Raw genomic sequence first — 11,586 nt, 5'->3', positions numbered from 1 at the left:
GCGCCTAGCGCTTCTTGAAGTCGCCGAGGTGCGTGATGTACCAGCGGCCCTGCCACGAGATGATCGTGTGGACGTCGACGCTCGCCGGCTTGCCATCGAGCTCGTACTTCAGCTTGCCGTGGAAGGAGCGGTAATACCCGATCTTGTTGACCTCGTCGCCGGGCGGCACCCACTTCGGCCTGGAGCCGACCTCGAAGCCGACGAACCGCGCGCCCTCCCAGCTCTTGCGCTTCCGGTGCATCGCCTTCACGTCGTTCGCGTAGGCGGCGTGCAGGTTGTCCCAGTACTTGCCGGGATCCTTCACGTCCTTGAGCGGGATGAACGGCTCCTTGGGGAACCAGAACGGGTCGGCCAGCGCCGGCTCGTTCTTCACGATGGCGTCGAACAGCGCCCTGGCCCGCGCCGTGAGCTCCTCGCTCTCGAGCGGCGGCAGGATCTTGTTCGTCGCGATCGCGGTCGTATCGGCGCTGGCGGCCGGCGGCGCTCCCGGCGGGGGCGCCCCGTCCGTCGCCGCCGCCTCGTCGGCCGCGCGCGCGCCCCCGTCCAGCGGCGGCGCCGGCGCGCCCGCGTCCTCCGGCTGCGGCGCCGGCGCCGCGCCGGAGGACGCAAGCGCGCTGGCGGCCGCCGTCGCCGACGCCGGCGGGGCGGCGGCGGCCGACGAGGGCCGCGCGCTCTCGGCGGGCCGGGCGTCCGGCGCCGGGGTGGGCGCCGCGCACCCCGCGATCACGGCGAGCGCGCCCGCGACGACCTGCTTCATCATGCGCGTGCCCTATCGCAGCGCCCCGGCGCCGACAAGCGACGCCGAGGCGCGGCCGCGCGTCGGATCCGCCCGGCGGCGGGCCCGGCTCACTTCTCGACGATGATGAACTGCACGCGCCGGTTCTTCGCCTTGTTCGCGGGCGTGACGTTCGGCGCGACCGGGCGGTCCTGCCCGTAGCCCTTCGCGAGGAGGCGCGAGCCGTCCACGCCGGCCCGGATCAGCCAGGCGCGCACCGAGTTCGCGCGGGCCTCGCTGAGGGTCTGGTTGTGCTCGCGCCCGCCCGTGTTGTCGGTGTGCCCCTGGATCTCGACCTTGCGGATGTTCGGGTTCCGCTGGAGCACGTCCGCGATCTCCTCCATCAGCGCGTTCGAGTCGCCCAGGATCTTCGCCGAGTCGGTCTCGAAGTGGATCTGCCGCGAGATCTTGATCTCGTTGCCCTGCACCTTCACGAGCGAGACCTTCGGCCGCTTGTTCACCGTGAGCGCGGCGCGCGTGTCCTCGCTCGTGCGGACGTCGGCCTGGTTGACGTGGTTCATGTAGCCCTGCGCCTCGACCTTGAGCGTCACCGCGCCGGCCGGCAGATCCGGGAAGCGGAAGGCGCCGCTCGCGTCGCTCGTCGCCGTCTGCTCGCGGCCCGCCGCGTCGGTCAGCCGGATCGTCGCGCCGGCGACCGCGTCCCCGCTCTCCGCGTCCTTCACCGTCCCGACGATGTTGCCCGTCTTGGGCAGCGCCTCGAGCGAGCAGTCGACGTCCACGAACGTCGGCCCCTGCGGCGGCGCCGCACCCGGTCCGGCGCCGGGCAACCCCGGCTGCGGACCGAAGGGATCGGGCTGCCCGGGCTGCGGGCCGAACGGCCCCGGCTGCGGGCCGAACGGCCCCGGCTGCCCGGGTTGCGGACCGAAGGGCAGCCCGGGCTGCGGGCCGAAGGGCTGTCCGGGTTGCGGACCGAAGGCGCCCGGCTGCCCCGGCTGCGGGCCGAACGATCCGGGCTGCCCCGGCTGCGGGCCGAACGGCCCGGGCTGCGGACCGAAGGGCCCCGGCTGCGGGCCGAACGGCCCGGGCTGCCCAGGCGCCGCCCCGCCGGCGAGGATCGTCGCCTGGCACGTGCCCGGCTTGTAGCCGTTCGCCCGGACGTTGAACGTGTACGTCCCCGGCTCGAGGTGCCGCGTGAGGAAGCGGCCGTCCGGCCCGGTCGCGTACGGCGGCTGGGGCACGCCCTCGATCGTCACGATCGCGTCCGCCACCGCCGCGTCGGGCCTGTTCTGCTCGTGCACGAAGCCGCGCGCGAAGGTCTGCGGCGCGGGCACGAGCTGCGGCGGCTCCTTGACGATCTGCGGCGCAGGGGCCGGCGGCGGCTCCTTCTGCTTCGTGTCGTAGGCGTAGCCGATCCCGAGGTACAGCGTCCACGGCGCCTGCGGCGCGACCTCCTCGATGAACACGGAGGTCGCCGACAGGCCGAGGTCGAACGCCGCGTGCCCGGAGAGGCCGCGGAACGCCTTCTGGAACGGCGTCACCCGCACGCCGAGCGACAGCCGCGACGGCGCCGCGGCGTAGCCCGGTCCGCCCTGGCTCTGCGGGTCCGGGGACGCGAAATCGTCGAGCCCGAGGCAGACGTCGCCGCGCGACACGCGGCTCGTGTGGCACTCGTAGCCCTGCCGGTTCACCGGGATGTCGAGCGAGTACTCGAGGTACGGCTGCACCTTCGGCAGCGGCACCTCCACGCCGAGGTGGGTCTGGAAGAAGTCGACCCGGTTGATGCCGAGTCCGAACCGCTCGATGCGCGAGATCGGCTGCCGATCGCGCCCGTCGGTGAACGCCTTGGCCCGCTCCTTCTCGACCTCCTCCACGAGCTTGCCGGAGTTGTCGAGCTTGTAGCCGAGGTTCAGGTTGACCCGAAGCGGGAACCCCTTGCCCTGCGGCTTGCGCAGGTCGAGCGTCGCGAGCCCGCGGAACACCGCGCTCGTGCCGCCGCCGGCGAGGCCCACGTCGCCCGTGCCGTTGAGCAGGAGCAGCTGCGCCTCGCCGCCGAAGGTGAGCGGCTTGCCGATCTTCGTGGGCGTGAACGCCTTCACGCCGAACGTCGTGTCGCCGAGCACCTGCAAGAGCCGCGGGCGGCCCTGATCGTTCGCGTTCGCGAACGTGCGGATCGACGCATAGCCCTCGAGGAAGGGCAGGGGGGTCGCGTTCAGCGCGAAGAACGCCCCCACGTGGCTCGCCGAGTCCTCCCGCGCGTCGGGGCCGCAGGTGATCGGGTGGCCGGCGAGCGTCGACTCGGCCGGATCGCAGAGGAAGCCGCTCGTCGAGAACCAGTCGAGCAGGAACGACACCCGGAAGGTGCCCGGCGCGCCCGAGCCCGCGTACGACGTCCTGAGGAGGCCGGTCGACCCCCACAGGTTCGGCTGCGCGGTGAGCGAGAGCGCGCGCTCCTCCTCGTCCCACGCGGTGGAGCGCGGCGCCGTCGCGCTCGCCTGGGCACCCTGCTCGCCGACGGACGCCTGCGCGCCGAAGGAGAAGCTCGCGTCCGGCGGCGGCTGCCCCGGCTGCCCGAACTGCGGCGGCGCGTCGCCCGGGAAGCCCGGCTGCGGGCCGAAGCCCGGCTGCGGCTGAGGGCCGAACTGGGTCGGCGGCGCGTCGCCCGGGAAGCCCGGCTGCGGGCCGAAGCCCGGCTGCGGCTGGGGGCCGAACTGGGTCGGCGGCGCGTCGCCCGGAAAGCCCGGCTGCGGGCCGAAGGGGCCGGGCTGCGCGGGAGGAGGCGGAAGCGGCTGCGGTCCGAAGGGCGGCTGCGGCTGCTGCGCCTCGGCAGCGCCCGCGAGCGTGAGCGAGCCGACGAGCGGCAGCGCCGTGAGCGCAGCGCGCCGGGGCCTATCGCCGAACACCTTCCGAAGCGTATGCATCGAGCCTCATCCGCGAGATCGAACAAGGAAACGCCCGCCAATCGGGACGGTGGGGACCTCGCGCGCGGCCCGTTGTACCATCCCGGGCGGCCCACGAAACAGCGGTTTTCGTCGATGGCAGATCCCCGACGAGCCGCGCCGCGCGGCTCGATAAGTGCGGCCTCACCGCGGCGAGGCGCGATCGTCGGGCCTCCGTCGCGCCTCGTCGCGCCTCGTCCTGATGGCCCGCGCCGGCGCCCGGCGACCCGGTCGCAAACGTGCTCGGCCGCGGCGCCCCGCGGCCCCGGCGCTGCTCGATCGGGGCCGCGCAGCCGCCCAATCCCGCGGGCGCGCATGCTAGGAAAGCGATCAACATGGCATCCCGGGGGCGCATCCTGATCGTCGACGACGAGGCCAACGCGCGCGCGGCGCTCTCCGAAATCCTCCGCGAGGAGGGGTACACCACCGAGACCGCGGCCGACGGCTTCAAGGCGCTGGGCAAGCTCGAGGAGTTCGCGCCGGACGTGGTCCTGACCGACCTGAAGATGCCGGGGCTCGACGGCATCCGGATGATGGAGAAGGCGCAGCTCGCGCTGCCGGACGCGACGTTCGTCGTCATGACGGCGTTCGGCACCATCTCGAGCGCGGTCGAGGCGGTGAAGAAGGGCGCGTACAACTACCTGACGAAGCCGCTCGATTTCTCGGTGCTCGCGGTGGTGGTCGAGCGCGCGGTGGAGCGGGCGCGGCTGCTCCAGGAGAACTCGCGGCTGCGCGAGCGGCTGCGCGAGCGCAACGCGTTCGGCCACGTGATCGCGAGCCACCCGAGCATGGTGAAGCTCCTCCGGCTCGTCGAGCAGGTGGCGCCGAGCCGCGCGAGCGTGCTGATCGTGGGCGAGACGGGCACGGGCAAGGAGCTCATCGCCGAGATGATCCACCGCGCGAGCCCGCGGGCGAAGGCGCCGCTCGTCCGGCTGAACTGCGCCGCGCTGAGCGAGTCGCTCCTGGAGAGCGAGCTGTTCGGCCACGAGCGCGGCGCCTTCACCGGCGCCGTCGGCCGCCGCGAGGGCCGCTTCGAGCAGGCGAACGGCGGCACGCTGTTCCTCGACGAGGTGAGCGAGATCCCCCTCGCCACGCAGGTGAAGCTCCTGCGCTTCTTGCAGGAGCGCACGTTCGAGCGGGTGGGCGGCAACGAGACCCTGAAGGTCGACGTGCGGATCCTCGCCGCGTCGAACCGCGACCTGCGCCAGCGCATCGCGGAGGGGCTGTTCCGCGAGGATCTCTACTACCGGCTCAACGTCGTCACCCTCGAGATCCCGCCGCTCCGGGAGCGCCGGAGCGACATCCCCGAGCTCGCGACGTTCTTCCTGGGCCGCTACGCGCAGGAGAACGGCAAGCGGATCGAGGGCTTCACGGACGAGGCGCTGTCGGCGCTGACGAGCTACTCGTTCCCTGGCAACGTGCGCGAGCTGGAGAACGCGATCGAGCGGGCGGCGGTGCTCTGCGACGGCGCGCGCATCGAGCTCCGGCACTTGCCGGCGCAGATGTCGTCCGAGCCGGCCGAGGCGTCCGACGCGATGCCGCGCGTCCCGGGGAGCACGATCTACGATCTGGAGCGCTACGCGATCCTGCGCACGCTCGAGGCGTGCAAGGGCTCGACCTCGAAGGCGGCGACGATCCTCGGGATCAGCCCGCGCAAGATCCAGTACAAGCTGCACGAGTACAGCGCGGCGACGGCGCGCGGCCGCGCGCGGCCGGGGGACGGCGCGTCGGGCGAGGGCCCCGACGGCGAGGAGGGCGCGTGAGCGACGGTGTCGAGGCGATGGTCGAGGAGCGCGGCGAGCGCGCCGCGCCGTCCCGCTCCGGCGGGGAGGCGCCGGGCGGCGAGCTGCTGATCGACGTCCGCGGCCTGCTGAAGACGTTCCGGGTGGGCTTCTTGCGCCGGAGGGAGGTCCAGGCGGTCAAGGGGGTGAGCTTCGGCGTGCGCCGCGGCGAGATCTTCGGCTTCCTCGGGCCGAACGGGGCCGGCAAGACGACGACGATCAAGATGCTGACGGGCCTCATCGCCCCGACCGGCGGCGAGGCGTACCTGTTCGGCGCGCGCGTCCCGTCGCCCGAGGCGCGCCGGAAGATCGGCTTTTTGCCCGAGAACCCGTACGTCTACCCGTACCTCACCCCGCGCGAGTTCGTGGAGCTCTGCGGCCGCCTGTCCGGGATGCGCGGCGCCTCGCTGCGCCGGCGGGCGATGGAGGTGCTCGATCAGGTGAAGATCGCGTACGCCGCGGATCGGCAGGTGCGCCGGCTGTCGAAGGGGATGCTGCAGCGCACGGGGCTGGCCGCCGCGCTGGTCGCCGATCCCGAGATGCTGATCCTGGACGAGCCCATGAGCGGCCTCGATCCGGTGGGCCGCAAGGAGGTGCGCGATCTCATCTTTGCGGAGCGCGATCAGGGCCGGACGATCTTCTTCTCGACGCACATCCTCAGCGACGTCGAGGCGATGTGCGATCGCGTGGCGATCCTGCGCGAGGGCCAGGTGGTGGTGAGCGGCGCGATCCGCCAGCTCCTCCGGGGCGACGTGCTGCGCACCGAGGTCACGCTGGCGGGCGCGAGCGAAGACCTCCTGGGGGATCTCGCCCGGATGGGCTTCGCGACCACGGGCCGGGGCGACGTCGTGGTGGTCGACGTCGAGGGCGAGGCGCGCGTGCGCGACGTGCTGCAGGCGTCGCTCGCGGCGGGCGCGCAGGTCGTCGAGGTGGCGCCGCGCCGCGAGACGCTGGAGGATCTCTTCATGCGCCGCGCGCTGTAGCCAAGGCCAGTCATCCCTCGGACAACCGCCCGAGGGGAGCGCGTCCCTCGGACATACGGTAGGCCCCCGGAGAGGGTGTCCGCTGGGCGGGGTGGGGGATGGGCCGATGTTCGAGGCGGAGACATGGCTCATCCGGCTTGCCGGATGAGCCATGTCTCCGCCGAGTTCGGCGGGGCCCCCACCCCGCCCAGCGGACACCCTCTCCGGGGGCCGGGCAGGCCTGGCTACGCCGTGGCCCCCGCCACGTCCTGCTTGGCCGCCTCGATGATCTCGAGCGCGTACGCCCCGATGGTCGACGCGTCCTCGCCCTCGACCATGACGCGCAGCTTCGGCTCCGTCCCGCTCCACCGCACGAGGATGCGCCCCTTGTCCCCGAGCGTCTTCTCGATGCGATCCACCGCGACCCGCGTCCGCTGCATGCTGTCGAGCGGCAGCCGCGTCGAGAACGTCGCGTTCTCCAGCACCTGAGGCACCCGCTGCATCGCCTTCGACGCGAGCTCGCTCAGCGGCTTGTCCTCCTCCATCATGATCGCGAGCACCTGCAGCGCCGCCACGATCCCGTCGCCCGTCGTCGCGTGGTCCAGGAAGATGAGGTGCCCCGACTGCTCCCCGCCGAACGAGTAGCCGCCGTTCCGCATCGCCTCCACCACGTAGCGGTCCCCGACCGCCGTCCGCACCACGTGCCCGTTCTGCGCCTTGAGCGCGCGCTCGAGGCCGAGGTTCGACATCACCGTCGTCACGATCGTGTTCCGCGGCAGCTTCCCGGTGCGCAGCATCCTGAGCGCGCAGAGCGCCATGATCGCGTCGCCGTCCACGACCTCGCCGCGCTCGTCGACCATGATCACCCGGTCCGCGTCGCCGTCGAGCGCGATGCCGATCGCCGCGCCCCGCTTGAGCACCTCGGCCTTCACGTGCTCCGGGTGCAGCGCGCCCGTCTCGCGGTTGATGTTGCGGCCGTTCGGCTTCACGCCGAGCGCGGTCACGTGCGCGCCGAGCTCGGTGAACACCGAGGGCGCCACGCGGTAGGCCGCCCCGTGCGCCGCGTCGACCACGATCTTCACGCCGTCGAGCGTCAGCGCCGTGGGGAACGTGCTCTTGCAGAACACGACGTACCGCCCCCGCGCGTCGTCGAGCTTCACCGCGCTGCCGATCGCCGAGCCCACCACTCGGGCCTCGTCGAGCTCGTGGCTCTCCATGAGCCGCTCGATCTCCTCCTCCGCGGCGTCGGGCAGCTTGTAGCCGTCGGGCCCGAAGATCTTGATGCCGTTGTCCTGGTACGGGTTATGGCTCGCGCTGATCACCACCCCGGCGTCGGCCCGCATGCTCTGCGTGAGCTGCGCCACCGCCGGCGTCGGGATCGGCCCGCTCAGCATCACACGCCCGCCCATGGCGCACACGCCGGACGCGATCGCCGTCTCCAGCATGTAGCCGGACAGCCGCGTGTCCTTCCCGATCACCACCCGCACCTGCCGCGACTTCCCGTGGCTCGCGACGAAGGCGATCGCGCGCCCGAGCCGCAGCGCCATCTCCGGCGTCATCGGCGGCTGGTTCGCCACGCCGCGCACCCCGTCGGTGCCGAAGAGCTTGCGCCCAGCCGAGTCCTTCTGCGGTGCGCCCGTCGCCGACGGAGCGCCCTCCCTCTGATCCTTCTTGGTCTGCTTCGGCACGGTCCCTCTCTGTGGTTTGGGCTGAGGAGACCACCCTTAGCAACCTTTGCCAAGACAGCCTACGGCCAACTGCCGGCGCGGCGACCGCGGCGCGCGCTCACCGTCGCATCGATCGCTCCGGCCATCGCACCGCTTTTGTGATGCGGCCGATCCCCGCGTCGTGCGTCACCGCGCCGCCTCGGGCGGCGCTTCGTTGTTGCGCCGCGCCGCCTCGTTGCTCAGGCGCAGCAGGGCCGACCCCTGCGCCGGCGCGCGCAGGTCCCGCCCCCGCGTCGTCCCCGCGGCGCCGCGGGGCGCCGGCAGGAGCGCGTTCACCAGGCCCATCAGCCGCACCGTCATCTGCGGCGCGATCCCGTGCACCCAGCTGAGCAGGTGCGAAGACAGCCCGAGCTTCACCTCGGCGCGCCCCTCGCGCGCCGCCGCCACCACCCGCCGCGCCGCGCGCCGCGCGTCGATCGTCGCGAGCGGGATCGACGAGGCCAGGCCGAACCAGCCGAACTCGCGCCGCGGGTCGCCGCCGAACTCGGCGTTGTAGATCGACCCCGTGCGCATCGGCCCGGGGATCACCGTGGTGACCCGCGGGCCTCGCGCGCCGCCGTAGGAGAGCTCGGCCTGGAGGCTCTCCGACAAACCCACCATCGCGAACTTCGACGCGTTGTACCCGAGCAGGTGCGGCACCGCGACGCGCCCGCCGATCGACGCCACATTCACGATCCGCGCCGCGCGCCCCTGCTTCTCCAGGTGCGGCAGCGCGCGCCGCGTCGTGTAGACCGCGCTCCAGTAGTTCGAGCGCATCGCCTCCTCGAGCTCCTCCACGCGGAGGTCCTGCATCGGCGCCACCTGGATCACGCCGGCGTTGTTGACGAGCACGTCGATCCGGCCGAACGCGCGCGCCACGCCGTCGATGAACGCCTCGGCCGCGGCGCGATCGCCGAGGTCGCACGCGACCGCGTGCACCTCGACGCCGAGCGCCCGCAGCCGCTGCTCGGCCCGGTCGAGCGCCCCCGGGTCGCGGCCGGCGATCGCCACCCGGGCGCCGTGCCGGCCGAACTCCTCGGCGAGGAGCAGCCCGAGGCCGCGAGAGCCGCCCGTGACGACCACGACCCGGCCGCGCAGATCGAGCCGCCGCAGGGCGCGGAACGCCGTCCGCGCGAGCGCGGCCGCCCCGAGGGCCGCCGCAGGGAAGAGCACCGGAGAACGCCGCTTCCTGAACGCCATGCCGGCGGACCGGCATCGCCCGTGCCACACCGGCGCGCCGCCGCGCCGCGACGCGCCTGCACATCGCGCGGCGGCGCGCCCGCGTCAGAGCGTCACGACCGGGTCCGGCGCGATGCCGAGCAGCGCCGACCGCACCTCGCCGACCAGGTAGATCGAGCCCGTCACGACGACGAGCCCGCCCGGCCCGGCGACCTCGATCGCCCGCGCCACCGCCGCGCGCGGATCGCCGATCGGCTCGCCCGGCGCGATCGCCCGCAGCGCCTCGAGCGGCGCGGCCGCGCGGCCCTGCGGCGTCGCGTAGAGCCGCCGCTGCGCGCGCGGGGCGAGCGTCTGTAGCATTTCGCCCCACCCCTTGTCGGCCATCGCCCCGAACACGAGCGCGGTGCGCGCCGCGCCCGGACCCTCCTCGTCGAGCCACGCGGCGAGCGCCTGCGCGCCGTGCGGGTTGTGCGCACAGTCGAGCAGGACCTCGGCGGCGCCCGCGTCGATCCGCTCCAGCCGGCCGGGCCAGCGGGCCGCGGCGAGCCCCGCCGGGAGCGCCCGCTCGACCTCGGGCCACCGGCTCGCGAGCTGCCACGCGATCCCGCACGCGACGCCCGCGTTCTCCGCCTGGTGCGCCCCGCGGAGGCCGAGCTCCACCTCGAGCGCGGGGCGCCCCGGCCCGGCGACGCGGGTCGCGCGCGCGAGAGGCCCCGCGCGCCCCACCGCGATCTCGCCCGCGCTCCCGCCGCGCTCCGCCCGCGCGACGCGGAGGCGCGGCCCGGCGGAGATCGCCCGCGCGGCGGCCTCGATCGCGGCGTCGGCCTCGGGGTCGAGCGGGCCGAGGACCACGGGGGCGCCCGGCTTGAGGATGCCCGCCTTCTCCCGGGCGATGTCGGCCAGCGTCGGGCCGAGCAGGGCCACGTGATCGAACGCGATCGACGTGATCGCCGTGCAGAGCGGCGCCGCGAGCACGTTGGTCGCGTCGAGCCGCCCACCGAGGCCGACCTCGAGGATCGCGAGGTCGACGCCCGCGTCGCGGAAGGCCACGAACGCGGCCACCGTCAGCGCCTCGAAGAACGTGAGCGGCGAGGGGACCCGCTCGAGCGCGGCCGACAGCGCGCGCTCGAGCGCCGCGTCGCCGATCGGCTCGCCGTCGATGCGGATGCGCTCGGCGAAGCGGGACAGGTGCGGCGACGTGTACAGGCCGGTGCGGAGCCCGGCCGCGCGCGCGACCGACTCGACCATCGCGCACACGCTCCCCTTGCCGTTGGTGCCGGCGACGTGCACCGCGGCGACGTCGGCGTGGGGGTCGCCGAGCGCCGCGAGCGCCTCGCGCACCCGGTCGAGCCCGAGCACCATGCCCCGCGGCGCCCGCTGCCCCAGCGCCTCGAGCAGCGCCGGGAGCCGCGGCGCCGCCGAGCTCATCGCCGCGCCCGGCGACCGCCCGCGAGGTGCTGGAGCAGCGTGGCGAGGTACGCCTTCATCTCGGGGCGCGCCACGATCGCGTCGACCATCCCGTGATCGAGCAGGAACTCGGCCCGCTGGAAGCCCTCGGGCAAGGTCTGCCGGATCGTGTTCTCGATGACCCGGGGGCCGGCGAACCCGATGAGCGCCTTCGGCTCGGCGATGTTCACGTCGCCGAGGAAGGCGAAGCTCGCCGCGACGCCGCCCGTGGTCGGGTGGAGCAGCACCGAGATGAACGGGAGGCGCGTCTTGCGGTAGCGCTCGAGCGCGGCCACGCTCTTCGCCATCTGCATCAGCGAGAGGATGCCCTCCTGCATCCGCGCGCCGCCCGACGACTGGAGGAGCACCACCGGGAGCTCCTCGCGCGCCGCGCGCTCGAACAGCCGCGTGATCTTCTCGCCGACGACGGAGCCCATGCTCCCGCCCATGAAGGCGAACACGAACGCGCCGTACGCGATGTCGCGACCGCTCAGCCGGGCGCGGCCGATCTCGATCGCCTCCTTGGCGCGGCCCTTCTTGTGGAGCGCCGCGACGCGGTCGCGGTAGCTCTTGCCGTCGCTGAACCCGAGCGGGTCGTTGGGGACGAGGTGATCGTCCCACTGGGCGAGCTCGCCGTCGTCGAGCAGGAGCCGACGCCACCCCTCGGCGTCGAGCTTGTGGTGGTGGCCGCACTGCGAGCACACCTCGAAGGCGCGGGCGAGCTCGGAGGCGTCGTGCGTGTGCGAGCAGCCGTCGCAGCGACGGAACACGCCCGCTCCCAGCGAGCGCTTCTCGCTCGCGTCGGTCGTCGGCAGGGTCTTTTCGGGCCAGGTCATCGGC

8 protein-coding genes are annotated in these 11,586 nt (G+C 73.8%); 2 read left to right on the top strand and 6 right to left on the bottom strand.

All coding sequences use genetic code 11. The features are described from left to right. Window positions 1-4: 4 nt before the first annotated feature. Both NQZ70_RS35655 and NQZ70_RS35650 read right to left on the bottom strand, forming a co-directional pair. Complete coding sequence (locus tag NQZ70_RS35655; RefSeq protein ID WP_129578211.1) at window positions 5-760, bottom strand: hypothetical protein; 756 nt, start codon at window positions 758-760, stop codon at window positions 5-7. An 86-nt stretch (window positions 761-846) separates the two neighbouring features. Beyond that, window positions 847-3,654: an OmpA family protein gene (locus NQZ70_RS35650; protein WP_129578210.1), complete on the bottom strand. Its 2,808-nt coding sequence runs from the start codon at window positions 3,652-3,654 to the stop codon at window positions 847-849. Between the two features lie 353 nt (window positions 3,655-4,007). On the opposite strand from NQZ70_RS35650, the gene NQZ70_RS35645 reads away from it, so the two are divergent. Both NQZ70_RS35645 and NQZ70_RS35640 read left to right on the top strand, forming a co-directional pair. After that, on the top strand, window positions 4,008-5,435 hold the full coding sequence (locus NQZ70_RS35645; RefSeq protein ID WP_129578209.1) for a sigma-54 dependent transcriptional regulator: 1,428 nt from the start codon (window positions 4,008-4,010) through the stop codon (window positions 5,433-5,435). Then, on the top strand, window positions 5,432-6,436 hold the full coding sequence (locus tag NQZ70_RS35640; protein WP_129578208.1) for an ABC transporter ATP-binding protein: 1,005 nt from the start codon (window positions 5,432-5,434) through the stop codon (window positions 6,434-6,436). Before NQZ70_RS35645 ends, NQZ70_RS35640 begins: the two co-directional genes overlap by 4 nt. A gap of 224 nt (window positions 6,437-6,660) precedes the next feature. Here the strand turns inward: NQZ70_RS35640 and glmM are convergent, their stop codons facing one another. The 4 genes from glmM to accD form a co-directional block, all read right to left on the bottom strand. Continuing rightward, complete coding sequence (glmM, locus tag NQZ70_RS35635) at window positions 6,661-8,103, bottom strand: phosphoglucosamine mutase (protein WP_129578207.1); 1,443 nt, start codon at window positions 8,101-8,103, stop codon at window positions 6,661-6,663. A gap of 165 nt (window positions 8,104-8,268) precedes the next feature. Beyond that, window positions 8,269-9,321, bottom strand: coding sequence for an SDR family oxidoreductase (locus NQZ70_RS35630; protein ID WP_129578206.1), 1,053 nt, complete (start codon window positions 9,319-9,321; stop codon window positions 8,269-8,271). An 84-nt stretch (window positions 9,322-9,405) separates the two neighbouring features. Then, window positions 9,406-10,728 (bottom strand): folylpolyglutamate synthase/dihydrofolate synthase family protein, encoded by a 1,323-nt coding sequence (locus NQZ70_RS35625; protein ID WP_129578205.1) that lies wholly within the window; start codon window positions 10,726-10,728, stop codon window positions 9,406-9,408. Continuing rightward, window positions 10,725-11,582, bottom strand: coding sequence for an acetyl-CoA carboxylase, carboxyltransferase subunit beta (accD, locus tag NQZ70_RS35620; protein WP_129578204.1), 858 nt, complete (start codon window positions 11,580-11,582; stop codon window positions 10,725-10,727). Before accD ends, NQZ70_RS35625 begins: the two co-directional genes overlap by 4 nt. Window positions 11,583-11,586 lie beyond the last annotated feature (4 nt).

Source organism: Sorangium sp. So ce836, assembly GCF_028553905.1.
Lineage (GTDB): Bacteria > Myxococcota_A > Polyangia > Polyangiales > Polyangiaceae > Sorangium > Sorangium cellulosum_D.
Note: the sequence above shows the minus strand (reverse complement) of the source record. Positions and strands in the feature narration are given on the sequence as shown.